The organism is Xanthomonas sp. 60 (assembly GCF_011761925.1).
The window spans coordinates 1-25,485 of the sequence record NZ_JAASQW010000009.1 but is presented as its reverse complement, the minus strand read 5'-3'; the positions used below and the strand labels follow the sequence as shown (position 1 = coordinate 25,485).

Below are 25,485 nucleotides of genomic sequence, written 5' to 3'. Positions count from 1 at the left end.
TATCCAGAGATGCGCGCGAGTGACGTTGTCCGATCTCCCTTTGCACGCCGATGCCGTGGTCGAAGCGGTCCGCGACCTGCACCCCAACGATGCCATCGCCCGCCGCCTGCGCGAGCTCGGGTTCGTGAAGGGGGAGCCGGTGCGGCTGGTGGCGCGTGGTCCGCTGGGCGCCGAACCGCTGCTGGTGCAGATCGGCTTCACCCGTTTCGCGCTGCGGCGCAGTGAGGCGGCACGTGTCGCGCTGGCCAGCCCGGCCGGGGAGGCCCACGCATGAGCACCTCCGCCGCGCTGCCGCTGCGCGTCGCCCTGGTCGGCAACCCGAACAGCGGCAAGACCGCGTTGTTCAACCAGCTCACCGGCAGCCGCCAGAAAGTGGCCAATTACACCGGCGTGACCGTGGAGCGCAAGGAAGGCCGCATGCGGGCGCCCTCCGGCCGCGAGTTCGCCGTGCTGGACCTGCCGGGTGCGTACAGCCTGCAGCCGGCGAGCCTGGACGAAGCCATCACCCGCGACCTGTGCCGTGGCTTCTATCCGGGCGAGGTCGCGCCTGATGTGCTGCTGTGCGTGATCGATGCGACCAACCTGCGCCTGCACCTGCGTTTCGCCCTGGAACTGCGCGAACTCGGCCGTCCGATGGTGGTGGCGCTGAACATGGTCGACGCCGCCGAACGGCGGGGCATCCGCATCGACGTGGCCGCGCTGGAACAGGCGCTCGGCGTGCCCGTGGTGGAGACCGTGGCGGTGCGTCGCAACGGCGCCCGCGCGCTAGTGGAACGGCTGGACGCCATGGTGCCGCACCTCAACGCACCGGTGGCGGCGCCGGCGACGGAGCAGGATTACCACGAACAGGTGCGCGGCATTCTGGCCGCCGCGGTGAGCATGCCCACCCGCACCGCGAAGATCGACGATGTGCTGGACCGCTGGCTGCTGCACCCGGTGTTCGGGCTGGCAACGCTGGTGGTGGTGATGTTCCTGATCTTCCAGGCGGTGTTCGCCTGGGCGACACCGATGATGGACGGCATCGAAACGCTGTTCGGCTGGTTCGGCGAGCGCGCTGCCGCCACGCTGCCGGAGGGTCCCCTGGCGAGCCTGGTCACCGACGGCATCATCGCCGGCCTGGGGGGCGTGGTGGTGTTCCTCCCGCAGATCCTGATCCTGTTCGCGTTCATTCTCGCGCTGGAGGAATCCGGGTACCTGCCACGCGCCGCGTTCCTGCTCGACCGCATGATGGCCTCGGCGGGCCTGTCGGGGCGTTCGTTCATCCCGCTGCTGTCCAGCTTTGCCTGCGCGGTGCCCGGCATCATGGCCACGCGCAGCATCCAGGATCCGCGCGACCGCCTGGCCACGATCCTAGTTGCCCCGCTGATGACCTGCTCGGCGCGGCTGCCGGTGTATGCGCTGCTGATCGCTGCGTTCATCCCGGAGGGCAAGGTCGGTCCGTTCAACCAGCAGGGGCTGGTGCTGTTCGCGCTGTACCTGGCGGGCATCGTCAGTGCCTTGCTGATGTCCTGGGTGATGAAGAAATGGCGCCGCGACAAGAGCGAGCACCCGTTGATGCTGGAGCTGCCGTCCTACCGCATTCCGCATCCGCGTGACCTGGCAGTGGGGCTGTACGAGCGCGGCATGATCTTCCTCAAGCGCGTGGGCGGCATCATCCTCGCGCTGACGATCCTGCTGTGGTTCCTGCTTTCGTTCCCGGCCGCCCCGGAGAACGCCACCATGCCGGCCATCGACTACAGCTACGCCGGTCAGCTGGGTCATGCGATGGCGATCATCTTCGCGCCGCTGGGCTTCAACTGGCAGATCTGCATCGCGCTGATTCCGGGCATGGGGGCGCGCGAAGTGGCGGTGTCCTCGCTGGCGACGATCTATGCGCTGTCGGCGGCCGACGACGATGCGGCGATCTCGGCGCTGACGCCGGTGATCAGTGATGGCTGGTCGCTCGCCACGGGACTGTCGCTGCTGGTGTGGTTCATCTACGCGCCGATGTGCATCTCGACCCTGGCCACGATCAAGCGCGAGACCAACTCGTGGAAGCAGGTGGGCTTTGCCACCTTCTATCTGTTCGCGGCCGCCTATCTGGCGGCGCTGGTCACCTACCAGGTGGCCGTGGCCCTGGGGGCCGGCTGATGGATGCCGGCCTGCTGCTGCAGTACGTGGTGATCGCGCTGGCGGTACTGGCCAGCGCCTGGGTAGTGCTCAAGAAGCAGTTTCCCGGCGTGGTGCGGGGCGTGCGCGGAGGCGTGGCGCTGCGGCTGGCGCGGCCGCAGCGTGCCCCGTGGCTGCAGGCACTGGGGCGGCGCATCGCGCCGCCGGCCGGCGCCAGCGCCAGCGCCTGCGGCGGCTGTGACAGCTGCGGTCCGGCGCCGCCGAAGGCCCACTGAGGCGGTGCGCGCCGCAGCGGGCCGCGTCTTGCCACCCGGCCCGCAGGCAGGCCCGGTGCTGGGCAAACCCGGTGCCAGGCGGTAGCCTTCCAGCATGAACCCAACCCCCCTGCGATTGCTCATCCACGGCGCTTCCGGGCGCATGGGCCAGGCCCTGCTGCGGCTGGCCGCCGAACATGCCTCCGGGCCGCTGGCCTTCGTTGCGGCGGTCAATGGCCGTGCGCCTGCCCAGCGCGTGGTGGATGGCGTACCGCACTTCGCGGCCCGCGAGCTGGCCGCTGTCCCCCCGTTCGACGTGGCGATCGATTTCAGCCTGCCGGAGGGCTTTGACGCGATCGTGGCGCAGTGCATGGCGCGCGGTGCGGCGCTGGTATCCGGCACCACGGGAATCAGTGCGGCCCAGCGCGCTGGCCTGGAGGCGGCCGCGTCGACCATTCCGCTGGTCTGGGCCTCCAACTTCAGTCTGGGCGTGGCCGTGCTCGACGAGCTGGTGGAGCGGGCCGCGCAGGCCGTGGCCGGCTGGGACTGCGATATCGTCGAATCCCATCACACGCGCAAGGTGGATGCGCCCTCGGGCACCGCGCTGACCCTCGGCGCGGCGGCCGCACGCGGAGGCGCCACGCCGCACTACGCCAGCCTGCGCGCCGGAGACATCGTGGGCGAACATCTGGTGCAGTTCACCGGGCTGGGCGAGCGCATCGAACTGGTCCATCGCGCCACCAACCGCGACGTGTTTGCGCGCGGGGCGCTGTTCGCGGCTCGCCAGCTGGCCGGCAAGCCTGCAGGCAGCTACCGCGTACGCGACCTGCTGGAACGCTGAACAGGCAGTGCGCCGGCGGAAATGAATGCCGGCGCGTCATCCAACTGCAATCGACGCTGGCGCAGACCCCCGTCAGGGTCTACAATTCGCACTCGCCGAAACACGATAGCCGGACCGGTCCTCGACCGTACGTCCGCGCTTTTTTGCAACCGGTTTTTGACCGTGCGCGCAGGCGTGACCTTCGGTGCCCCCTCGGTAGCCAAAGTGAGATTTCCGTGACCCAAGCCGCAATCCTCGTCCTCGAAGACGGCACCGTATTCGAAGGCGAATCCGTAGGAGCGCCCGGCCTGTCCGTCGGCGAGGTGGTGTTCAACACCGCCATGACCGGCTATCAGGAAGTGTTGACCGATCCCTCCTACGCCCGGCAGATGGTCACGCTGACCTATCCGCATATCGGCAACACCGGCATGACCGAGCAGGATGACGAGGCCGCCAAGGTGTGGTCGGCGGGCCTGATCGTGCGCGACGTGCCGCGCCGTCCGAGCAGCTGGCGCAGCCAGGTGCCGCTGCAGGACTGGCTGCAGCAGCGCGGCGTGGTCGCCATTTCCGGCATCGACACGCGCAAGCTCACGCGGATCCTGCGTGAGAAGGGGGCGCAGAACGGCGCGCTGATGGCCGGCGACGGCCTGGATGTGGACAAGGCGCTGGAAGCGGCCCGCGCGTTCCCGGGATTGAAGGGCATGGACCTGGCCAAAGTGGTCTCCACCGAGTCCACCTACAGCTGGAGCGAGGGCCAGCTTGACCTGAACGCCAACGCTTTCGTCAGCGTGCCGGCGCAGTACAACGTGGTCGCCTACGATTTCGGCATCAAGACCAACATCCTGCGCATGCTGGCCGAGCGTGGCTGCGCGGTCACGGTGGTGCCGGCGCAGACGCCGGCGGCCGAGGTGCTCGCGCTGAAGCCGGACGGCGTGTTCCTGTCCAATGGCCCGGGCGATCCGGAGCCGTGTGATTACGCGGTCACCGCCATCGGCGCGTTCCTCGAAGCGCGCGTACCGACGTTCGGCATCTGCCTGGGGCACCAGCTGCTGGCGCTGGCCTCGGGCGCGAAGACGGTGAAGATGGCCCACGGCCACCACGGTGCCAATCACCCGGTGCAGGACCTCGACGACGGGCGCGTGATGATCACCTCGCAGAACCATGGTTTCGCCGTGGACGAGGCGACCCTGCCGGCGACGCTGCGCGTGACGCACCGTTCGCTGTTCGACGGCACCAACCAGGGCATCGCGCGCACCGACGTGCCGGCGTTCTCGTTCCAGGGGCATCCGGAAGCCTCGCCGGGCCCGACCGACGTGGGCCCGCTGTTTGACCGGTTCGTGCGCCTGATGGCCGACGCCAAGGCGTGATGCGGCCGTTGCCGGCGTGCCGGCGACGCTGCGATGGACCGCCCCCTCCGTCCTGCGGCCGCCGCTCCGGCGCGGCAGGGCGGCTCGAGATTCCTGATCGACAGCGTGCGATCACCTCCCACAGTCACGCTGTACAGACCTAGAGAAGACAATGCCAAAGCGCACTGACCTTAAGACCATCCTCATCATCGGTGCCGGCCCGATCGTCATCGGGCAGGCCTGCGAGTTCGACTACTCCGGGGCCCAGGCCTGCAAGGCGCTGCGCGAAGAGGGCTACCGCGTGGTGCTGGTCAACAGCAATCCGGCCACGATCATGACCGACCCGGAGATGGCCGACGCTGTGTACATCGAGCCGATCAACTGGCAGACGGTCGAGAAGATCATCGCCAAGGAGAAGCCCGATGCCCTGCTGCCGACCATGGGCGGCCAGACCGCGCTGAACTGCGCGCTGGACCTGGCCGACAACGGCGTGCTGGAGAAGTACAACGTCGAACTGATCGGCGCCAAGCGCGAAGCGATCCGCATGGCCGAAGACCGCGAGCTGTTCCGCGTGGCCATGGGCGAGATCGGCCTGGAGTGCCCGTCGGCTGCCGTCGCGCACACGCTGGAAGAAGCGCTGGACATCCAGACCCGCGTCGGCTATCCGACCATCATCCGTCCCAGCTTCACCCTGGGCGGCAGCGGCGGCGGCATCGCCTACAACCGCGAAGAGCTGGTGGACATCGTGACGCGCGGCCTGGAGCTGTCGCCGACCACCGAAGTGCTGGTTGAAGAATCCGTGCTGGGCTGGAAGGAATTCGAGATGGAGGTGGTGCGTGACACCGCCGACAACTGCATCATCGTGTGCTCCATCGAGAACCTGGACCCGATGGGCGTGCACACCGGCGACTCGATCACCGTGGCGCCGGCGCAGACCCTCACCGACAAGGAATACCAGCGCCTGCGCGATGCCTCCATCGCGGTGCTGCGCAAGATCGGCGTGGACACCGGCGGCTCCAACGTGCAGTTCGGCATCAGCCCGACCACCGGCCGCGTGGTGGTGATCGAGATGAATCCGCGCGTCTCGCGGTCCTCCGCGCTCGCCTCCAAGGCCACCGGCTTCCCGATCGCCAAGGTCGCCGCGAAGCTGGCCGTGGGCTACACGCTGGATGAACTCAAGAACGAGATCACCGGCGGCCTGACCCCGGCCTCGTTCGAGCCGTCCATCGACTACGTGGTGACCAAGATCCCGCGGTTCGCCTTCGAGAAGTTCCCGGCAGCCGATGCGCGCCTGACCACGCAGATGAAGTCGGTGGGCGAGGTGATGGCCATGGGCCGCACCTTCCAGGAATCGCTGCAGAAAGCACTGCGCGGCCTGGAGACCGGCAAGGTGGGCCTGGACCCGACCGGCCTGGACCTGGGCAGCGAAGATGACATGCAGACCCTGCGCCGCGAACTGCAGGCCCCGGGCCCGGAGCGCCTGTTCTACGTGGCCGACGGCTTCCGTGCCGGCATGAGCGTGGAAGACATCCACGCGCTGTCCTTCATCGATCCGTGGTTCCTGGATCACATCGAAGAGATCATCGGCGCCGAGGCCGAGGTTGCCGCCAGTGGCCTGGACGGGCTGGACGCCGCGCGCCTGCGCAGGCTCAAGCGCGCCGGCTTCGCCGATGCCCGCCTGGCCCAGCTGACCGGCACCAACGAAGCGGCGGTGCGCGCGCTGCGTCGTGCGCACAAGGTGCGTCCGGTGTACAAGCGCGTGGACTCCTGCGCGGGCGAGTTCGCCACCGGGACCGCCTACCTCTACTCGACCTACGAGGACGAGTGCGAGGCCGCGCCGAGCAACCGCGACAAGATCATGATCCTGGGTGGCGGTCCGAACCGCATCGGGCAGGGCATCGAGTTCGACTACTGCTGCGTGCACGCTGCGCTGGCGCTGCGCGAGGATGGCTATGAAACCATCATGGTCAACTGCAACCCGGAAACCGTCTCCACCGACTACGACACCTCCGACCGCCTGTACTTCGAGCCGCTGACGCTGGAAGACGTGCTGGAAATCGTCGAGCTGGAGCAGCCCAAGGGCGTGATCGTGCAGTACGGCGGCCAGACCCCGCTGAAGCTGGCGCGCGCGCTGGAAGCCAACGGCGTGCCGGTGATCGGTACCTCGCCGGACTCCATCGACCTGGCCGAGGACCGCGAGCGCTTCCAGCAGCTGGTCGATTCGCTGGGCCTGAAGCAGCCGCCGAACCGCATTGCCCGCAACGACCAGGAGGCGCTGCTGCTGGCGCGCGAGATCGGTTATCCCCTGGTGGTGCGCCCGAGCTACGTGCTCGGCGGGCGTGCGATGGAGATCGTCTACGGCGAATCCGACCTGGCGCGCTACGTGCGCGATGCGGTGAAGGTCTCCAACGATTCGCCGGTGCTGCTGGACCGCTTCCTCGACAATGCCGTCGAAGTGGACGTGGACATCATCGCCGACCACCAGGGCAACGTCCTGATCGGCGGCGTAATGGAGCACATCGAAGAAGCCGGCGTGCATTCCGGTGATTCCTCCTGCTCGCTGCCGCCGTACTCGCTGTCCGCCCAGACCCAGGCCGAGCTGCGCCGCCAGGTGGTGGAACTGGCCAAGGCCCTGAACGTGGTCGGGCTGATGAACACCCAGTTCGCGATCCAGGCCGGCGAGCAGGGCGAGGACATCGTGTACCTGCTGGAAGTGAATCCGCGCGCCTCGCGCACCGTGCCGTTCGTGTCCAAGGCCACCGGCATGGCGCTGGCCAAGATCGCCGCCCGCTGCATGGCCGGCATGACGCTGGCCGACCAGGGCGCGCTGAAGGAGATCGTGCCGGACTACTACTCGGTCAAGGAAGCCATCTTCCCGTTCGCCAAGTTCCAGGGCGTGGACCCGATCCTCGGCCCGGAGATGCGCTCCACCGGCGAGGTGATGGGCGTGGGCCGCAGCTTCGGCGCCGCCTTCGCGCGTGCCCAGGAGGCCGGCGGCATCAAGGCGCCACCGGTCGGCAAGGCCTTCGTCTCGGTGCGTGATCCGGACAAGCAGCGCGTGCTGCCGGTGGCCGAAGCGCTGCTGGCGCGCGGCTACAGCCTGGTCGCCACGCGCGGCACGGCGGCGTGGCTGCAGCAGCACGGCATGGATTGCGAGATTGTCAACAAGGTGGTCGAAGGCCGCCCCCACATCGTTGATTCCATCAAGAACGGCGAGATCGTCTACATCGTCAACACGACCGAAGGCCGTGCGGCGATCAACGACTCGTTCTCGATCCGTCGCGAGGCCCTGCAGCACCGGGTGACCTACTCGACGACCATTGCCGGCGCCAAGGCGCTGGTGCATTCGCTGGAATTCCGCGGTACCGGCCCGGTCTGGTCGCTGCAGGAGCTGCACAAGGAACTGAACGCATGAGAGCCCCGATCACCCTGAAAGGCGCCCAGCGCCTGCGTGATGAGCTGGACCACCTGAAGACGGTCAAGCGCCCGAAGGTCATCGCCGCCATCGCCGAGGCGCGCGAGCACGGCGACCTGAAGGAGAACGCGGAGTACCACGCCGCGCGCGAGGAGCAGGGCTTCATCGAAGGCCGCATCAAGCAGCTGGAGGGCGAGCTTTCGCACGCCGAGATCATCGATGTGAGCAAGCTCAACGCCGGCTCGAAGGTGGTCTTCGGTGCCTCGGTGACGCTGGCCGACGTGGAGACCGACGAAGAGAAGAAGTACCAGATCGTCGGTGACCTCGAAGCGGACATCAAACTCGGCCTGGTGGCGATCTCCTCACCGGTGGCGCGCGCGATGATCGGCAAGCTCGAAGGCGATTCCATCGTCATCGATGCGCCCGCCGGCCAGCGCGAATATGAAATCGTCAGCGTTTCCTACGAAAGCTGATCCGATGGCCACGGCCACGCTGCTGCTGCCCGCGCGCTCCCGGCTCGCCGCAGCGGCCCTGCCGGAGGATGTGGCGCGCGCGCTTGGCCGCGCCACGCCGCTGCAGGGTGCGCCCGGCGAAGCAGCGCAGCTGCATCGGCACTTCCAGATCGGGACCGAGCCGGCGGAGCGCTGGCCGGTGGCGGCGCTGACCCGGCAGCTCGACGCCGGCGATGCGGCCGGTGCCGCCTGGCTGCGCGCCGATCCGGCGCAGATGGTGCCGGACATGCACGGCGCCCGGATGATGGGGCACGGCGACACCCTGGGCCTGGACGCGGACGAGGCGTCGGCGCTGGTGCAGGCGCTGCAGCCTGTATTCCAGAGCGAGGGGCTGCAGCTCGACGCACCTTCGCCCTCGCGCTGGTATGTGCGCCTGCCCCTGGACCTGGCGTTGCCGGCGTTCGCCGCACCCGACGACGTGCTCGGCGATGATCTGTTCGCGCATCTGCCTGCGGGCGTCACGGGACGCCGCTGGCGGGCACTGCTCACCGAAGCACAGGTTGCGTTGCATGCGCACCCGCTCAATGCCGCACGTGCGCAGCAGGGACGTCCGCCCATCAATTCGGTCTGGTTCTGGGGCGCAGGACCGTTGCCTGCCTGCGTAAGCACCGCGCATGCGCAGGTGCGCAGCCGTGACGCGCTGCTGCGCGCGCTGGCGGTGGCCGCCGGCGTGGACATGGAGGGTGAGCAGTCCGTCGACGCGCTGGTGGACCTGCGCCGCCTGCGTTCGGTGGAGCAGCTGGCCAACGAGGCGATCCGTCCGCTGCTCCGGGCCGTGCAGCACGGTGAGCTGGGCCGGCTGGTGCTGGATTTCCAGGATGGCGTGTGTTTCGACATCGCGCGTGCGCAGCGCTGGCGGTTCTGGAAAAAACCGGTGCAACTGCGGTCCGATGCAGCCGCAGGAGCGGTCTGAACACAGCGCGTGCGCGGCGGCCTGCGGCGGCGGCGGGGTATCATGCAGCACGTTCTGCTACCGGCGCTGCCGATGTCCTCCACCGCCGACGCCATGAAACACAACACGTCTGTAAGCCCTCCTGCCACGCCCCAGACCCCGGCCGCGCCGCTGTCCGCCGAGCGTGCCGTGGACTCCCGTCCAACGATCCGCCGTCGTGATCCGGTCGCGTTCACGCCCTGGCCGGATGGCACCCTGCCGCTGCTTTCACGCCTGTATGCGAGCCGGGGTGCGGTAACGCCCGAACTGGCCCAGCCACGGCTTGCCAACCTGCACCCGCCGGAACTGATGACGGGCATGCAGGGCGCGGTGCAGCTGCTCACCGAGGCCATCGCGCAGGACCAGCGCATCGTGGTGGTCGGCGATTTCGACTGCGATGGTGCCACCGCCTGCGCCGTCGGCGTGCGCGGCCTGCGCATGCTCGGTGCACGCCACGTGGCCCACGCGGTCCCGAACCGGATGGTGCATGGCTACGGGCTGTCGCCGGCGCTGGTGGAGGAACTGGCCGCGCTGCAGCCGGATCTGCTGGTCACGGTGGACCATGGCATCGCCTGCCATGCTGGCGTCGCCGCGGCCAAGGCCCGCGGGTGGAAGGTGCTGGTGACCGACCACCATCTGCCAGGCCCGGCGCTGCCCGCAGCCGATGTGATCGTCGATCCGAACCTGCACGAGGATGCGTTCCCCAGCAAGTCGCTGGCTGGCGTGGGCGTCATCTTCTACGTGCTGCTCGCCCTGCGCCGCCACCTGCGCGAGCGCGGTGTCTTTTCCGATGGCAAAGGGCCCGAACTGGGCACCCTGCTGGACCTTGTGGCGGTCGGTACGGTCGCCGATCTGGTCGCCCTGGATGCCAACAACCGGGCGCTGGTCAACGCGGGCCTGCGCCGCCTGCGCAGCGGGCAGGCCTGCGTGGGACTGAAGGCGCTGATCGAGGCCAGTGGACGCGATGCGGCGCGGTTGACCTCCACGGATATCGGCTTCGCACTCGGGCCGCGCCTGAATGCCGCGGGCCGGCTGGAGGACATGGCGCTGGGCATCGCGCTGCTGCTCACCGAAGACCCACGCCAGGCGCGCGAGATCGCCCAGACGCTGGAGCAGATCAATGCCGAGCGCCGCGCCGTGCAGCAGAGCATGACCGACGATGCCGAGCTGGCGGTGGCCCGTGTGGTGCTCGATGAGTCCGGTCGACGCCCGATGGCGGCCGTGCTGTTCGACGCGCAGTGGCACCCGGGCGTGATCGGGCTGGTGGCCTCGAAGATGAAGGACCGCCTGCATCGCCCCGTGGTGGCGCTCGCGCCGGCCGAGCCGGGCGCGCAGACGCTGCGCGGCTCGGCACGGTCCATTCCCGGTCTGCACATCCGTGATGCGCTGGCACGGGTGGATGCGCAGCATCCGGGGCTGATCGAACGCTTCGGCGGCCACGCCATGGCGGCAGGCCTGACGCTGGCGCACGCGGACCTTCCACGGTTCGAGGCGGCGCTGCGTGCGGCGGTGGCACAGCTGCTCGATCCGGCGATGCTGGAGCAGCAGGTGGTCAGCGACGGCGAACTGGCGGCCGATGAGCTGGATCATCGCCACGCCGAGGCGTTGCGGCTGGCAGGACCGTGGGGCCAGGGGTTCCCGGAACCGCTGTTCGATGGCGCCTTTGAAGTGGCCAACTGGCGCGTGCTGAAAGAGCGCCACCTGAAGCTGGAACTGCGCCACCCGCAGGCCGGCGGGACGCTCAACGCGATCCACTTCGGCGGTTGGAGCGGCACCGCGCCGGGCCGGCACGTGCATCTGGCCTACCGCCTGGCCTGCGATGATTATCGCGGCGGCACCGCGATCCAGCTGATCATCGAGCACTGCGCGCCGGCCTGAGTGCCGCCACGCGCGGGCGGCCGGTGTCAGGGCCGCTCGTCGGTGACGTAGGTCGGCAGCGTCCATGCGCCGCCCGCGGCAACCAGACGGCACAGGCCGGTGGTGGAAACGCCGGTGGCCACGAAGGCCTTGCCGGTCCAGCCCCAGCTGTTGAACGACCAGCAATCGCCCAGACCGCGTCCCTTGTGCGAGCCGCTGATCGCGTTGCCCTCGGCCTCGTTGCCGAAGGTCGTGACCAGGATCGGTGCATAGGGCGCGTGGTCATTGATGACCCAGTAACCGCTGCCCTCGTTGTAGGCCCCGCGCCAGCACGCCACCGAGACCAGCAGCTTGTCCGCGCTCAGGCGGGTGACGTGCAGCGCTTCCGGCGGCTCGCCCTCCATCAGCGCGCCGCCGGGTGCGAGCGTGGCGCAGTCGTCCGCGGACGTGGTCGCTGCAAGTGCGGCACGCAGCGCGGGCGAAGCCGCAAGCGCGCTGTCGGCAGGGCGCGTCGGCGGCACCGCCGCCAGCGTCAGCTGGGGGACGGGCAGGGGCGGCAGTACCGAGGTTTCGGCACGTCCGCCCTTGCGTACCAGTGCCCCAGGCGTGCCAAGGCGGCCCTGGAACTCGTCCATCTTGAGCAGTACGGCGGTGGCCCCCTTGCCGGACAGCCGCCACGTGCGATGGTCGTCACTGTCCAGCAGGATGTCGCTGCGGCCCCGCAGCGAGGCCAGCAGCGCGGCGGTCTGCGGGGCGCGCAATGCGAGCGTGCCTTCGTTGGCGTTGTAGTCCAGCACGCCCTGGTCGGCGCCGTCGATGCGCAGGCGCAGCGTCGCCGGCATGACCGTTTCCTCGTAACTGCCCAGCATCAGCTGGGCCTGCACCGGCGCGTCCGGCCCCGCACGCCGGGTCAGCAGCACCGACACCGGCATGTCACTGGAGGCCTCGTCCTGGTAACCGGCTGCGCGGCAGGTCCGCGTGTTGTCGCAGGCGATGGTCCAGTCGTGGTGGGTGAAGTCCACGCGGGGCGTGGTCGGCGCGATCTGCGCGGCCAGTGGAAGCGGCAGCATGAGCAGCGGGAGCAGGAGGGAACGGCGCACGGTGCGTCCTTGGCACGGGGGAGGCGTGCATGGTCGCCGATGTGGGATCAGTGTCCAAGCCGGATCGCCACCCGGCGCGCACGGGTTGCCAGGCATTCATGCCTGCGTCGGAGCCACGCGGTGGCGTGGCATCCCGAACAGCGGGCGCAGCAGCGTGCTGCGGCGTATCAGCCCTTCGTGGAGCAGCAGGCAGATCGCGAAGGTGCCCACGAGCACCAGCAGCGCTTCGGTCAGCGCGCCCAGCTGCAAGGGGCGCAGCAGGTACAGCAGCACGATCAGCACCGTCTGGTGCAGCAGATAGAGGCAGAACACCGATTCGCGCGCGTAGGGCAGCCAGCGGAAGGGGCGGTCAAGCCATGCACGCGCCCAGCCGAACAGGGCCAGCACGGCGGTCCAGGTGTAGAGCGCGCGGGCGATGCGTTCGGTGGTGGCCCAGGGCAGTGCCAGCAACCCGGGTGGCAGGCTCTCGAAGTCTGGCATGCGGCCCAGCCCGCGGATGCCGAGCTCCACTGTCACCCCGGCCAGCGCAAGGGCCAGAGTGGCCCGCCGCCACCGCAGCAGCAGATCCCAGCCACGCTGCCAGCGCGCCGCTGCGAACCCCAGCGCGAACAGCGGCAGGGACTCAGCGTGGACGAACGCATCGCCGACCAGCGCATGTGAGGGAGGAAAGCGCGGCAACAGGTACAGGATCGCCCACGCCAACCACGCGACCGGCAGCAGCAGGCCGATCAGGGCGACGCTGCGGTGGCCAGGCGTCCATGCGGGCAGCAGCGGACGCAATGGCCGCAGGAGGGTGGCCACTGCCACGGTCAGCAGGGTGTAGGGCAGCACGTAGGCGAGATACCACAGGTGGTTCCAGGTGAAGCCATGCTCGGCGCCGGTGAACGTCGCGCCGGGCCAGGGCCTGAACTGCCAGTAGCGCAGCAGGAACGCCCCCAGCCCGGGCGCTACGTCGCCCTTGTCGACGGCCTCGCAGTAGGCCTGCAGGCTGACGACGGCCACGATACCGAACAGCAGCGGCAGGAGCAGCCGTGCGCTCCGGCGCAACACAAAGCGCACGCGACCCGCCACCGGCAGGGCCAGCCCCAGCGCGATGCCGGAGATGGCGAACAGCAGCGGCATCCGCCAGCGGTTGAGCGCGATCATCGGCCACTGCAGCCACTCGAAGAGATGGCTGCTTTTCAGGTGGAAGTCCCATTCGGCCACGTAGGCCATGGCCACGTGGTAAGGAATCAGCAGCAGCAGGGCGAATACCCGGAGAGCATCGATATCGTGGCGTCGTGGCATGCAGGTGTCGGTCGGGCAGGAGAGTGCCGAGCGTGCATTACCGGCCCTGCGGCAGCGCATTGAAGGGATCGGCTGCGGCGGTGCAGGGACCGATGGCGGTCGGCGGGGGACCAATGGGAGCGGTGCAGGGACGTGGACAGGCCATAATGCGCGGCATGGACCACAACGAAGTGACCGCCGTCGGCGCAGCGCCTGCCGGCAGGGATGCACCGCGTGGCAGGGGCAGCGCGGCGGTGTTCTGGCTGCTGCTGTTCTATGCCACGGCGCTGGCCAATGTGTTCGCCGGCTGCATGCGTGCGGCGCGTGACCGACAAGCGTTCGACTGGTTCGCCGCCAGTGTCGATGAATTCAGCAGTGCCACCGTGTCACTCCTGCTGCTGGCCGTGCTGGTGCGCTGCGCGGCGCGCTGGCCCTTGCATGCCGATACGTGGCGGCGCCTGCTGCCGGCGTACCTGGCCGGTGCCCTGGCCTGGTGGCTGCTGCATGTCGCCGGCATGGTGGGACTGCGGCACCTGCTGCACGCCCTCGCTGGCAGCCGCTATCAGTTCGGGCCCTGGCCCACGCAATGGCTGTATGAGTTGTTCAAGGATCTGCAGACCTACGCGCTGCTGGTCAGTGCCGTGCATGCGCTGGCCTGGTTCGGGCGGCGACGGCACGGTGAGGCGGCCCTGCTGGCGGTGCCTGACGCCGGCCCTGCGGCCGAACCGGTGGAGCGCCCGGTCCACTTTCTGGTCCGTACGCTCGGCAAGGAGTTCCTGCTGGCGACGGCCGACATCGAGTACGCACAGGCGGCGGGCAATTATGTGAACCTGCACGTGCGCGGCCACGATTATCCCCTGCGCATCACCCTGGCTGCGCTTGAGCAGCGGCTCGATCCCGGCCGCTTCCTGCGCGCCCACCGCAGCTGGCTGGTCAACCGCATGCACCTGCGCTCGATCGAGCCGACCGACGGTGGTGAAGCGGTCCTGCACATGGACGATGGGGCGAGGGTGCCCTGCAGCCGACGGCAGCTGCCACTGCTGCGACAGGCGCTTGCCGGCGAGGGCGCCGCGCCGCGTTGATGGCATCGCGTGGTCTGCGGGGCCACCCGGGTGCCGGCACAGGGCCGGCACCGTAACGCGGACTTACGGGTTCTTCCTGATCATCGCGTCGATGCGCGCAGCGCGGGCGTCCGAGCCGGGGTGCGAGGACATCAGGCCGCCCTGGCTGGAGAGCTTGCGGAACATGCTCGCCAGGGCCGCCGGGTCACGCTGGTGGCGCTTCATGAAGCGGTAGCCGTACTCGTCGGCCGCGCTTTCTTCCTTCTGCGAGAACTGCGCGTTGACGAAGCCTTCGGCTACGTCGCCGAGCTGGCCCTGGGTGAGCGCGGTGACATTCTCGTTGCCGCTGGCCGCCAGGCCGTCACGGCCAGCCGAAGCGAGCAGGGCGGTGCGCATGTTGGTACGGCTGTGGCCCAGCTTGACGTGGCCGATCTCGTGACCGATCACGCCGCGGATCTCGTCGTCGGTGGCCATGTCCATCAGGCCGCTGTAGACGCGCACGCACCCGTTCGCCATGGCCCAGGCATTGACCTCATCGGTGCGGTAGGCCTTGAAGTCCAGCGCCAGGCCGTCTTCGTTGGCCAGGCCGGCGGTGATGGTGGCCAGGCGGCGGGCATACGGGTCGCTGGCCGGCAGCGGGGTGTTCTCCTGGTCCATGTAGGCGCAGGCCTGGGCGGCAGCGGCCACGACCTCCTGGTCGGACAGGGTGACGGCCTTGCCGGCCTTCAGCGCACTGCTGGTCATGCCCTTGAGGTCGATGGCGGCAGCACTGCCGGACGCCAGCAGAGCGGCGACCGCAAGCGTGAGTGAGGTGATCTTCATTGACGTAAAGCTCCTTGGAACGGGGGGATGCCGGCTGCGGGGGCAGCGGCGAGCCGCGAGTCTAGCGAGCTGGATGCGACAGTGGAATGCAGGCGCTGTCGGCGGACCCGGCCCAGCCGGCTGCCGGAACCGGGCGGGCACGGATGCGCTATCATGCGCAGTCATCTATTCATGCATGAACCGCCGACATGATCGAACTGAATCCTGTCCGCCAGCGCATCACCGATCTGACCGATCGCGTGCTGTCGCTCAGGGGGTATCTTTGACTACGACGCCAAGAAGGAACGGCTCGAAGAAGTAACGCGGGAACTCGAAAATCCCGATATCTGGAACAAGCCCGAATACGCCCAGAACCTGGGGCGCGAGCGCTCGCTGCTGGACAAGACCGTAGGCGGCATCGCCAGCATCCTCGATGGCCTGGCCGAGTCGGGCGAGCTGCTGGAGCTGGCCGAATCCGAACAGGACCAGGACACGGCCGATGCGGTGGTCGCGGACCTGGAGAAGTTCCAGAAGCACGTCGAGCAGCTGGAATTCCAGCGCATGTTCTCCGGCGAGATGGACAGCTGCAACGCCTTCGTGGACATCCAGGCCGGCGCCGGTGGCACCGAGGCGCAGGACTGGGCGGAAATGATGCTGCGCATGTACCTGCGCTGGTGCGAGGCCCGTGGCTGGAAGACCGAGTTGATGGAAGTCTCCGGCGGTGATGTCGCCGGGATCAAGTCCGCCACCTTCCGCGTGGAAGGTGACTTCGCCTATGGATGGCTGAAGACCGAGATCGGCGTGCACCGCCTGGTGCGCAAGTCCCCGTTCGACTCCGACAACCGTCGGCATACCAGCTTCACCTCGGTGTTCGTCTCGCCTGAAGTCGATGACAACATCGAGATCGACATCAATCCGGCCGATCTGCGCACCGACGTGTACCGGTCGTCCGGCGCCGGCGGCCAGCACGTCAACAAGACCGAGTCGGCGGTGCGCATCACCCACATCCCGACCAACACGGTCGTGGCGTGCCAGACCGGCCGCAGCCAGCACCAGAACCGCGATACTGCGATGAAGATGCTGGCCGCCAAGCTGTACGAGCTCGAAGTGCAGAAGCGCAATTCCGAACGTGACGCGCTGGAAGCCACCAAGTCCGATATCGGCTGGGGCAGCCAGATCCGCAACTACGTGCTCGACCAGAGCCGTATCAAGGACCTGCGCACCGGCGTGGAGCGCACCGATACGCAGAAGGTGCTGGACGGCGATCTCGATGAGTTCATCGAGGCAAGCCTGAAATCCGGCCTGGAAGCGGGCGCCAAGCGCAGCGACGCCTGAGCCGCCGGGGTGCCCGCGCGGCACCCCCTGGCCGCCGCTGCGGTGGCCGTCCCCCGGTCCGTCGTATGCTCGACGGGCCGGATCCTGTAGACCCCCCCATACGACTACCAGCAATCGAGCCCATGAACGAGCAGACCGCCGCGCCGCAGCCCCCCGTCGACGAGAACAGCCTCATCGCCGAGCGCCGGGCGAAACTGGGTGCACTGCGCGCGCAGGGCATTGCCTACCCGAATGATTTCCGCCGCGAGGACTTTGCCGGCGCGCTGCAGGCCGAGTTCGCCGATGCAGCCACCTGGACCGCCGAGGCCCTCGAAGCCAGCGCCCGTACGGTGCGCATGGCCGGCCGGCTGATGGCCAAGCGGGTGATGGGCAAGGCCAGCTTCGCGCAGATCCAGGACGAGTCCGGGCGCATCCAGCTGTTCCTGCAGTCCACCGCGCTGGGCGATGCCTATGCCGCGTTCAAGGGCTGGGACGTGGGGGACATCATCGCGGTGGAAGGCGGCCTGACCCGTACCAAGACCGGCGAACTCTCGGTGAAGGCCACCTCGATCCGCCTGTTGACCAAGTCGCTGCGGCCGCTGCCGGACAAGTGGCACGGCCTGGCCGACGTCGAGCAGCGCTACCGCCAGCGCTACGTCGACCTGATCGTGACCCCGGAGTCGCGCGAGGTGTTCATCAAGCGCTCGAAGATCATCCGGGCGATGCGCGCCTGGCTGGACGCGCGCGACTTCCTGGAAGTCGAAACGCCGATGATGCATTACATCCCCGGCGGCGCGACGGCCAAGCCGTTCACCACGCACCACAACGCGCTGGATCTGGATCTGTACCTGCGCGTGGCGCCGGAGCTGTACCTGAAGCGTCTGACCGTGGGCGGCCTGGAGCGCGTCTACGAGATCAACCGGAACTTCCGCAACGAAGGCGTCAGCACCCGGCACAACCCGGAATTCACCATGATGGAACTGTATGAGGCCTACGCCACGTACAACGAGATCATGGACCTGACCGAAGGCGTGATCCGTGACGTGGCCCGCAGCGTGCTCGGGACCACCGAGGTGGAGTGGGACGGCGTGCGGATCGACCTGGGCCCGGCCTTCCGCCGCTGGCGCATGGACGAAGCCGTGCGTCACCACAACCCGGAAATCAGCGCTGCCGACTGCACCGACCGCGACGCGCTGCGCGCGCACTGCGAGCGGCTGAAGATCCGGTTCAAGCCCGCCTGGGGCTGGGGCAAGCTGCTGCTGGAGATCTTCGAGGCCACCGTGGAGCACACGCTGATCCAGCCGACCTTCATCACCGATCACCCGGTGGAGGTCTCTCCGCTGGCCCGCGCGAGCGACAGCGAGCCCGGCTACACCGACCGCTTCGAGCTGTTCGTCAATGGCAAGGAGCTGGCCAACGGCTTCTCCGAGCTCAACGACCCGGAGGACCAGGCCGCACGTTTCCAGGCCCAGGTCGAGGCCAAGGACGGGGGCGATGACGAGGCGATGCATTACGATGCCGACTACATCCGTGCGCTGGAGTACGGCATGGCACCGACCGGTGGCCTGGGCATCGGCATCGACCGCCTGGTGATGCTGCTGACCGGAAGCAGTTCGATCCGCGACGTCCTGCTGTTCCCGTACATGCGTCCCCAGGGCTGAGTCGCACTTCGGGCCTGACGGCGACAGGAACCGCCGGGCCCGCCCCGGGCGTGTCCGGGAAGGGCGAACAGGCGTTGACTGTCCGGCCGCCCAGTGTATCGTTGTGCCTGCGGCCGTGGAAACGGCCGGTCGCCTGGCGCTTCTTGAGGGGGAGGGGCCAGCCGGGTCCGTCAACGTCGCCACCGCGCTCGGATGGCGACCATCATCCGGGGGAGCCATGGCGGAAATCGGACCGATGCAGGATCTCACCACGCAGGGCGGCAGGCTGACGTCGCCGGACCTGCTTCCCGGATGGTCGGAACGGCAGGCGGAGACCGCGTTGAACATCGTCATCGTCGATGATCAGACATCTGCCCGGACGATGCTTCGACATGTGATCGAGGACATCGCGCCGGAACTGAGCGTGCATGACTTCGGTGATCCGCTTGCCGCGCTCACCTGGTGTGAGTCGCGCCCGGTGGATCTGTTGCTGCTGGACTACCGCATGCCGGAGATGGACGGCCTGGAGTTCGCGCGGCGTTTCCGGCGGCTGCCCAAGCACCGCGATATTCCGGTGATCCTGATCACCGTGGTCGGTGATGAGCCGATCCGGCAGGCCGCGCTGGAAGCGGGGGTCATCGACTTCCTGGTCAAGCCGATCCGGCCACGCGAACTGCGCGCGCGCTGCTACAACCTGCTGCAGCTGCGCCAGCAGACCGAGAACGTGAAACAGCGGGCGCTGTCGCTGGAACAGCGGCTGCTGGCGAGCATGCACGAGGTGGAAGAGCGCGAACGCGAAACCCTCTCCCGCCTCGCGCGCGCCATCGAGTTCCGTGACGCCGGCACCAGTGCCTACCTGGAACGCATGGCCCGCGTGGCCGGGCTGATTGCCGAACAGCTGGGCCTGCCGGAAGAGGAGGTCAAGCTGATCGAGATGGCGGCCCCGCTGCACGACATGGGCAAGATCGCCATTCCGGATGCGGTGCTGCTGAAGCCGGGCAAGTTGAACGATGCGGAGCTGGCGATCATGCGCCGCCATCCGCGGATCGGCCACGAGCTGCTCAGCGGCAGCCAGAACCGGTTCATCCAGGTCGGTGCCCTGATCGCGCTGCGGCATCATGAACGCTACGACGGCAGCGGGTACCCGGACGGTCTCGTGGGCGATGCCATCCCACTCGAAGCCCGCATCGTGGCGGTGGCCGATGTGTTCGATGCGCTGGTCTCGCCGCGGCCCTACAAGGAAGCCTGGACACTGGATGCGACGCTGGCCTATCTCTACGCGCAGCGCGGACGCCTGTTCGATCCGCGCGTGGTGAGCGCGCTGCTGCGCGGTCGCCCGCAACTGGAGCAGATCTGCGCCGACCACTCCACCGCCTCCACGCGACCAGGACTCTAGTCCGATGCCATCGGTGATGCACCTGCTGCGGCACCGCCTCGCGCAGCGCCAGGATACCGAGCACGGCCAGCAGATCGTCCGGATCGTGCTGATCGTCGGCATCCTGGTGTACGTGCTGCTGCCCTGGGTGCGCGCCGACCTGCCGCCGGCCCAATACAACGGTGTGCTGGCGATCGTACTGACCGGGCTGACCCTTTCGCTGCTTGCGTTCGGCTGGCTGCTGTGGCGGCCACAGCGCTCCGATCCGCGCCGCATCCTCGGCATGCTCGCCGATTACGGGCTCACCGCCGCTGGCATGATCCAGATGGGCGAGCCGCTGGCCTGGGTCTACATCGTGGTGATGTGGGTGACCGTGGGCAACGGCATGCGTTTCGGCAACAACTATCTCTATCTGGCCGTGGCGATGGCGATGGCCGGCTTCGGGTGCACGGCCCTGTTCACCGAGTACTGGCAGCAGAACGGACGCCTCGCGTTCGGCCTGTGGCTGGGCCTGGCGGCGGTGCCGCTGTATTTCTCCACGCTGCTGCGCCAGCTCACCGAAGCCATGGCCGAGGCCCGCCGCGCCAGCGAGGCCAAGAGCCGTTTCCTGGCCAACATGAGCCATGAGTTCCGGACCCCGTTGAACGGCCTGGCCGGCATGACCGAAGTGCTGGCAACCACGCGTCTGGACGAGGAACAGCGTGAGTGCCTCAACACCATCCAGGCGTCCTCGCGCAGTCTGCTGGCGCTGGTGGAAGAGGTGCTCGACATCTCGGCGATCGAGGCTGGCAAACTGCGCGTGATGTCCGAGGACTTCGCCCTGGGCGATGTGATGCAGGCGATCGGGCTGATCCTGCTGCCGCAGGCCAAGGGCAAACGCCTGGATTACCAGGTGCGGATCGCGCCGGAAGTGCCGCCGCGGCTGCGGGGTGATGTCGGGCATCTGCGCCAGACGCTGCTGAACCTTGCGGGCAATGCGGTGAAGTTCACCGACCAGGGACGGGTGGAGATCCGTGTGAGCGTGACCCGTGCGGACACGCAGGGCGGCGTTACGCTGCGCTTCGACATCCTGGATACCGGCATTGGCGTGACGCCGGAAATGCGCCCGCGGCTGTTCGAGGCCTTCGAGCAGGCCGATGTCAGCCTGGCGCGGCGCCACGAAGGCACCGGCCTGGGCACGACAATCGCCAAGGGGCTGGTGGAGGCGATGGGCGGGCAGATCGGCTACGAACCCAACTCGCCTCGCGGCAGCCGCTTCTGGGTGGAGATTCCCTTCGCACCACCCTTGCCGCCGCCTGCCGTGCCTGCACCGGCGATCGTGGCGGGGCCGCTGGACGGGGAGGGGGGCAATGTCATCGCCTTCGCCGATCCCTTCCTGCGCCATCGCGCGCGGGTACGTGGCATGAGCCTGCTGGTGGCCGACGATCACGAGGCCAACCGCATGGTGCTGCAGCGCCTGCTGCAGAAAGCCGGTCACCGCGTGGTGTGTGTCAACGGCGGTGAGGCCGTGCTTGATGCCTTGGCCGAGAGCGAATTCGATGCGGTGATCGTCGATCTGCACATGCCGGGGATGAGCGGGCTGGACATGCTCAAGGAACTGCGCGTGATGCAGGCCGGTGGCGCACCGCGCACGCCGGTGATGGTGCTCAGCGCCGACGTCACGCCCGAGGCCATCCAGCGCTGCACGCAGGCCGGCGCCCACACCTTCCTGGCCAAGCCCGTGGTGGCCGTGCGCCTGCTCGATACGCTGGCGGAGATCGCCACCAACCAGACGCTGGCAGCCGCTCCGCCTTCGATGCGCCCGTCCCCGGCCACCGAGGGCGTGCTCGATACCGGCGTGCTGGACGAGCTGGCGATGCTTGGCATGGGTGAAGGCTTCGAACGCGAGTTCGTCCGCCAGTGCCTGCAGGATGCGGACGCGGCGATGCACAAGGCGCATGCCAGCGGCGAAGGCCTGCGCTGGGTGGAGTTGCGCGAGCACGCGCACGCCATCAAGGGCGTGACCGGCAACGTGGGCCTGACGCGTGCCGCCCATCGTGCCGGTGAGCTGATGCGCATGGCCGACTGGCAGCTCAAGGCGGAGTGGCGACAGCGGTTGTCCGTGCTGCAGATCGCGCTGCAGGAAGGCCGCGCCGCGCTGGACGCGCGTGCGCAGCACCGCCGCCAGCCGGGCGTGGACGAAGCCGATCCGGGCTGAGCCCGATCAGTCGCGAACACCGCGTCCTGCCACCGCCCGTCGAGCGGTGGCAGGACGCGGGTTGTCAGGCGACATCGAGGCTGGCGCGCCGTGTCTGGGCCTTGACCAGCCGGTCCATCGTGCGCAGTGACTTGTCACCCAGCACCAGGGCCGAATCCACCCAGACCTTGGTGATTTCCAGCAGTTCGTCATGGCTCACGGCCTGCGCCAGGTTGCGCGCTGCGTTCATCGCCAGGTAGGACTGCGGAATGCGCTGGTGCTGGCGGATCAACGTTTCGACCGCAGCGCGTCCTTCGCCCTTTTTCACCAGCACATCGACCACGCCCAGCGCATGCATTTCCTCGGCGCTGTACACGCGTCCATCGAGGATGATCTTCTCGGCCTGCTGCGGTGCCATGCGCCGGCACAGGAACGAATAGGCGCCCATGCCCGGGAACAGGCCGAACAGTACTTCGGGCAGGCCCAGCCCACTGCCTTCCTCGGCCACGATGGTGTGGCAGGCCAGCGCCATCTCCAGGCCGCCGCCCAGCGCGTCGCCCTGGATCAGCGCGATGGTGCGCACGTCGCCACCGAAGCCGGTGTGCAGGTGGTGCACGCCTTCCACGCAGCGCTGCGCGTAGGCGAGCAGGCGATCGCGGTTGCCCTCGCGGATCAGCCGCGTGAACAGTTCCAGGTCGCCGCCGAGGTTGTAGGCGGCGGCATCGGAGGCCAGCACGAAATGGCGCAGGCGGCCGTCGTGGCGGGTCGCCGGTCCACGGGTGACGTGGCTCATGTAGCGCCACATTTCATCGAGCATGTCCTTGCGGCAGCAGGCCCGCACGCCGGTGGCCGCATCGGCATGCATGTACAGCCAATGCGCCGAACCGTCGGCACTGTCTTCGGTGCGGATGGTGGCGTAAGCGTGGGAGACGGTCAGCTTTTCAATGGTGCTCATGGCAGATTCCTCGGCATCGACAACAGGCTGGCCCGCTGAAGGGGGCGGTGGGCGGCGGGCCGAACGGATCCACACGGCGCGATCCTACACCGTACGGTCGGCCCCGCAACGCGAAAGGCCCGTCCGTTTCCGGTCCGGGCCTTTCAGTAGCCAGCACGTTCGGCGCGCGCCGAAAATGCGCGATCAGCTCTGCGGAGGCGTATCGCGCAGCTCGCGGCGCAGGATCTTGCCGACGTTGGTCTTCGGCAGTTCCTTGCGGAACTCGACGATCTTCGGGTGCTTGTAACCGGTCAGGTTGGTGCGCGCATGTGCCTTGACCTGCTCGGCGGTCAATGCGGGATCCTTCTTGACGATGACCACCTTGACCACCTCGCCGGATTTCTCATCCGGCACACCGACCGCGGCGACTTCCAGCACCCCGGGCATCATCGCGATCACGTCTTCCACTTCGTTCGGATACACGTTGAAGCCGGACACCAGGATCATGTCCTTCTTGCGATCCACGATATAGCAGAAGCCCTTCGCATCCATCTTCGCCATGTCACCGGTGTGCAGCCAGCCCTCGGCATCGATCGCCGCGGCGGTATCGTCCGGCCGCTGCCAGTAGCCCTTCATGACCTGCGGACCCTTGATGCACAGCTCACCCACTTCATCCAGGCCCAGCCGGTTGCCGCTGTCGTCCTTGATGCAGGCATCGGTGGAGGGAATCGGCAGGCCGATGGAGCCGTTGTACTCGGACAGGGTGAGCGGGTTGATGCAGGCCGCCGGTGAGGTTTCGGTCAATCCGTAGGCCTCGACCAGGGTCACGCCGGTGACCTTCTTCCAGCGCTCGGCGACCGCACGCTGCACGGCCATGCCGCCGCCGAGGGTGACCTTCATCGAAGAGAAATCCACCTCATCGAATCCCGGCGTGTTGAGCAGGCCGTTGAACAGCGTGTTGACGCCGGTGATTGCGGTGAAGCGCACGCCCTTGAGCTCCTTGATGAAGCCCTTCATGTCGCGCGGATTGGTGATCAGGTGGTTGCAGCCACCGAACTTCATGAAGACCAGGCCGTTCGCGGTCAGAGCGAAGATGTGATACAGCGGCAGCGCGGTGATGATCCATTCGCGGCCCGGCTCGATGCCCGACGCGCCGATCCATGCCGAGGCCTGCTGCATGTTGGCCACCAGGTTGCGATTGGTGAGCATCGCGCCCTTGGCCACGCCGGTGGTGCCGCCGGTGTACTGCAGGAACGCGATGTCCTCGTGGTCGATCTGCACGTCCGGCAGGGTGTGGCGGCTGCCGAGCTTGAGCGCCTGGCGGAAGCGCACCGCACCCTTCAAGGTGTAGTTGGGCACCATCTTCTTGATGTACTTCAGTACGAAGTTCACCACCACGCCCTTGGCGCCGAGCATGTCGCCCAGGCCGGTGGTGACCACGTGCTTGACCTGCGTATCGGCGATGACCTGCTGCACGGTGTCGCCGAAGTTGTCCACCACCACGATGGCGGTCACGCCGGCGTCGACCAGCTGGTGCCTCAATTCGCGCGCGGTGTAGAGCGGGTTGACGTTGACCACGGTGAGGCCTGCACGCAGCACGCCGAAGGTGGCGATGGGGTACTGCAGGCAGTTGGGCATCATCAGGGCGACACGGTCGCCCTTCTTGAGCTTGAGTTCGCCCAGCAGGTAGCCGGCGAACTGTTCGACCAGGGCATCGGTTTCGCCGTAGGTGAGCACCTTGCCGAAGCTGGAGTAGGCGGGCCGGTCACGGTACTTGGCCACCGAGGCGTCGAAGACGGCCGACACCGAGCGGAATTCATCGACATCGATCTCGGCGGGCACGCCTTGCGGATAACTCTGCAACCAGGGACGTTCCAGGCTCATCATTCCCCCTCCAGGAAGCTGTTGTTGTGTTGGGACTGGCGCCGGCAGCGGCCAGATCCAGCCTTGGCAGCATACCGGTCCGGATGGGAAACGCGAAGTGGGCCGCGGGTGATGGACTGCGAACGGCTGGGCCCCTCGTGGCGGCGTGGGCTTTTGGGGTGTGCATGGTTTGGCTGGGCGGGTGGAGGCGGGGGGGGACGGCAAAAGCTGCATCCCTGCGTGCCTCGCGTCGCGCCATCAGGGTGGGAGGGTTGTCGGTGGGGTTACCGCGAACGGCTGAGCCCCTCGTGGCGGTGCGGGATTTTCGGGTGTGCGTGGCTTGGCTGGGCGGGTGGAGGCGGCGGGGGACGGCAAGAGCTGCATCCATGCGTGCCTCGCGTCGCGCCATCCTTGGCGCGACACGCCCCCGCCGCCTCCACCCGCCCAGCCCCTGACACGCTCCGTGCGCCGCCACGGATGAAAAAATAAAAAAGCAAAAGCAAAAGCAAAAGCAAAAGCAGCGGCAGCCCGTAAGCATGATTTTGCCTTTGCTTTTTATTTTTTTTACCGTGGTGGATGCAGCCCTGTCACAGGGCTGGGCGGTGGGGGTGGGTGGGGGCGGTGAGCGCCAAGGATGGCGCGAAACGAGGCCCCCAGGAGCGGCTCTTGCCGTCCCCCCCCCCACCCCCCCCCCCCGCCCCCCCCCGCCAA

The 25,485-nt window shown here is 68.1% G+C and carries 19 protein-coding genes; 14 read left to right on the top strand and 5 right to left on the bottom strand.

Annotation, left to right across the window (positions count from 1 at the left end; genetic code table 11):
- The first annotated feature begins 19 nt into the window (after positions 1-19).
- The 9 genes from FHY09_RS15500 (at position 20) to recJ (ending at position 11,265) form a co-directional block, all read left to right on the top strand.
- A complete protein-coding gene (locus FHY09_RS15500) occupies positions 20-274 on the top strand; it encodes a FeoA family protein (RefSeq protein WP_166927808.1) in 255 nt (84 codons plus the stop codon).
- Positions 271-2,130 (top strand): ferrous iron transport protein B, encoded by a 1,860-nt coding sequence (gene feoB, locus FHY09_RS15495; protein WP_166927807.1) that lies wholly within the window; start codon positions 271-273, stop codon positions 2,128-2,130. The genes FHY09_RS15500 and feoB overlap by 4 nt, the downstream gene beginning before the upstream one ends.
- On the top strand, positions 2,130-2,384 hold the full coding sequence (locus FHY09_RS15490; protein ID WP_166927806.1) for a DUF6587 family protein: 255 nt from the start codon (positions 2,130-2,132) through the stop codon (positions 2,382-2,384). Before feoB ends, FHY09_RS15490 begins: the two co-directional genes overlap by 1 nt.
- Positions 2,385-2,478: 94 nt before the next feature.
- Positions 2,479-3,204: a 4-hydroxy-tetrahydrodipicolinate reductase gene (locus tag FHY09_RS15485; RefSeq protein ID WP_166927805.1), complete on the top strand. Its 726-nt coding sequence runs from the start codon at positions 2,479-2,481 to the stop codon at positions 3,202-3,204.
- Positions 3,205-3,419: 215 nt separating this feature from the next.
- The gene (gene carA, locus FHY09_RS15480) at positions 3,420-4,550 is read left to right on the top strand and encodes a glutamine-hydrolyzing carbamoyl-phosphate synthase small subunit (protein ID WP_166927804.1); all 1,131 of its coding nucleotides are present in this window, start codon (positions 3,420-3,422) and stop codon (positions 4,548-4,550) included.
- A 151-nt stretch (positions 4,551-4,701) separates the two neighbouring features.
- A complete protein-coding gene (gene carB, locus FHY09_RS15475) occupies positions 4,702-7,944 on the top strand; it encodes a carbamoyl-phosphate synthase large subunit (RefSeq protein ID WP_166927803.1) in 3,243 nt (1,080 codons plus the stop codon).
- Positions 7,941-8,417 (top strand): transcription elongation factor GreA, encoded by a 477-nt coding sequence (greA, locus tag FHY09_RS15470; RefSeq protein ID WP_166927802.1) that lies wholly within the window; start codon positions 7,941-7,943, stop codon positions 8,415-8,417. The genes carB and greA overlap by 4 nt, the downstream gene beginning before the upstream one ends.
- Before the next feature lie 4 nt (positions 8,418-8,421).
- Positions 8,422-9,369 carry a phosphoglycerate mutase gene (locus FHY09_RS15465; RefSeq protein WP_166927801.1) on the top strand — a complete coding sequence of 316 codons (948 nt, stop codon included), beginning with the start codon at positions 8,422-8,424 and terminating at the stop codon, positions 9,367-9,369.
- Positions 9,370-9,537: 168 nt separating this feature from the next.
- Positions 9,538-11,265, top strand: a complete 1,728-nt coding sequence (recJ, locus tag FHY09_RS15460) for a single-stranded-DNA-specific exonuclease RecJ (protein ID WP_456362844.1) — start codon at positions 9,538-9,540, stop codon at positions 11,263-11,265.
- Between the two features lie 26 nt (positions 11,266-11,291).
- Here the strand turns inward: recJ and FHY09_RS15455 are convergent, their stop codons facing one another.
- The gene (locus tag FHY09_RS15455; protein ID WP_166927800.1) at positions 11,292-12,344 is read right to left on the bottom strand and encodes a DUF1176 domain-containing protein; all 1,053 of its coding nucleotides are present in this window, start codon (positions 12,342-12,344) and stop codon (positions 11,292-11,294) included.
- Between the two features lie 96 nt (positions 12,345-12,440).
- On the bottom strand, positions 12,441-13,631 hold the full coding sequence (locus FHY09_RS15450) for an acyltransferase family protein (protein ID WP_166927799.1): 1,191 nt from the start codon (positions 13,629-13,631) through the stop codon (positions 12,441-12,443).
- Between the two features lie 155 nt (positions 13,632-13,786).
- Between FHY09_RS15450 and FHY09_RS15445 the strand changes: the two genes are divergently transcribed.
- Complete coding sequence (locus tag FHY09_RS15445; RefSeq protein ID WP_166927798.1) at positions 13,787-14,692, top strand: LytTR family DNA-binding domain-containing protein; 906 nt, start codon at positions 13,787-13,789, stop codon at positions 14,690-14,692.
- Positions 14,693-14,755: 63 nt separating this feature from the next.
- On the opposite strand, the gene FHY09_RS15440 is transcribed toward FHY09_RS15445, so the two are convergent.
- Positions 14,756-15,493: a M48 family metallopeptidase gene (locus FHY09_RS15440; protein ID WP_166927797.1), complete on the bottom strand. Its 738-nt coding sequence runs from the start codon at positions 15,491-15,493 to the stop codon at positions 14,756-14,758.
- A gap of 188 nt (positions 15,494-15,681) precedes the next feature.
- Here FHY09_RS15440 and prfB point away from each other — a divergent pair.
- The 4 genes from prfB to FHY09_RS15420 all read left to right on the top strand — a co-directional run bounded on the left by prfB (position 15,682) and on the right by FHY09_RS15420 (position 21,998).
- Positions 15,682-16,807 (top strand): peptide chain release factor 2 gene (prfB, locus tag FHY09_RS15435; RefSeq protein WP_166927796.1). Its coding sequence is split into 2 segments (ribosomal slippage): positions 15,682-15,756 and positions 15,758-16,807, totalling 1,125 coding nucleotides; the frame shifts between segments, so codons are not numbered across the junction.
- Between the two features lie 122 nt (positions 16,808-16,929).
- Positions 16,930-18,447 (top strand): lysine--tRNA ligase, encoded by a 1,518-nt coding sequence (gene lysS / locus FHY09_RS15430; RefSeq protein ID WP_166927795.1) that lies wholly within the window; start codon positions 16,930-16,932, stop codon positions 18,445-18,447.
- A 235-nt stretch (positions 18,448-18,682) separates the two neighbouring features.
- Positions 18,683-19,822 carry a response regulator gene (locus FHY09_RS15425; RefSeq protein ID WP_166927794.1) on the top strand — a complete coding sequence of 380 codons (1,140 nt, stop codon included), beginning with the start codon at positions 18,683-18,685 and terminating at the stop codon, positions 19,820-19,822.
- 4 nt (positions 19,823-19,826) lie between these two features.
- A complete protein-coding gene (locus tag FHY09_RS15420; protein ID WP_166927793.1) occupies positions 19,827-21,998 on the top strand; it encodes a response regulator in 2,172 nt (723 codons plus the stop codon).
- 64 nt (positions 21,999-22,062) lie between these two features.
- Here the strand turns inward: FHY09_RS15420 and FHY09_RS15415 are convergent, their stop codons facing one another.
- Both FHY09_RS15415 and FHY09_RS15410 read right to left on the bottom strand, forming a co-directional pair.
- Positions 22,063-22,932 carry a crotonase/enoyl-CoA hydratase family protein gene (locus tag FHY09_RS15415; RefSeq protein ID WP_166927792.1) on the bottom strand — a complete coding sequence of 290 codons (870 nt, stop codon included), beginning with the start codon at positions 22,930-22,932 and terminating at the stop codon, positions 22,063-22,065.
- Between the two features lie 183 nt (positions 22,933-23,115).
- The gene (locus FHY09_RS15410; RefSeq protein WP_166927791.1) at positions 23,116-24,795 is read right to left on the bottom strand and encodes a long-chain fatty acid--CoA ligase; all 1,680 of its coding nucleotides are present in this window, start codon (positions 24,793-24,795) and stop codon (positions 23,116-23,118) included.
- Positions 24,796-25,485 lie beyond the last annotated feature (690 nt).

Coding starts and splice junctions, on each gene's coding strand:
- feoB (WP_166927807.1), top strand. CDS start 271: ATGAGCACCTCCGCCGCGCTGCCGCTGCGCGTCGCCCTGGTCGGCAAC.
- FHY09_RS15490 (WP_166927806.1), top strand. CDS start 2,130: ATGGATGCCGGCCTGCTGCTGCAGTACGTGGTGATCGCGCTGGCGGTA.
- FHY09_RS15485 (WP_166927805.1), top strand. CDS start 2,479: ATGAACCCAACCCCCCTGCGATTGCTCATCCACGGCGCTTCCGGGCGC.
- carB (WP_166927803.1), top strand. CDS start 4,702: ATGCCAAAGCGCACTGACCTTAAGACCATCCTCATCATCGGTGCCGGC.
- greA (WP_166927802.1), top strand. CDS start 7,941: ATGAGAGCCCCGATCACCCTGAAAGGCGCCCAGCGCCTGCGTGATGAG.
- FHY09_RS15465 (WP_166927801.1), top strand. CDS start 8,422: ATGGCCACGGCCACGCTGCTGCTGCCCGCGCGCTCCCGGCTCGCCGCA.
- FHY09_RS15450 (WP_166927799.1), bottom strand. CDS start 13,631: ATGCCACGACGCCACGATATCGATGCTCTCCGGGTATTCGCCCTGCTG.
- FHY09_RS15445 (WP_166927798.1), top strand. CDS start 13,787: ATGGACCACAACGAAGTGACCGCCGTCGGCGCAGCGCCTGCCGGCAGG.
- FHY09_RS15440 (WP_166927797.1), bottom strand. CDS start 15,493: ATGAAGATCACCTCACTCACGCTTGCGGTCGCCGCTCTGCTGGCGTCC.
- lysS (WP_166927795.1), top strand. CDS start 16,930: ATGAACGAGCAGACCGCCGCGCCGCAGCCCCCCGTCGACGAGAACAGC.
- FHY09_RS15425 (WP_166927794.1), top strand. CDS start 18,683: ATGCAGGATCTCACCACGCAGGGCGGCAGGCTGACGTCGCCGGACCTG.
- FHY09_RS15420 (WP_166927793.1), top strand. CDS start 19,827: ATGCCATCGGTGATGCACCTGCTGCGGCACCGCCTCGCGCAGCGCCAG.
- FHY09_RS15415 (WP_166927792.1), bottom strand. CDS start 22,932: ATGAGCACCATTGAAAAGCTGACCGTCTCCCACGCTTACGCCACCATC.
- FHY09_RS15410 (WP_166927791.1), bottom strand. CDS start 24,795: ATGAGCCTGGAACGTCCCTGGTTGCAGAGTTATCCGCAAGGCGTGCCC.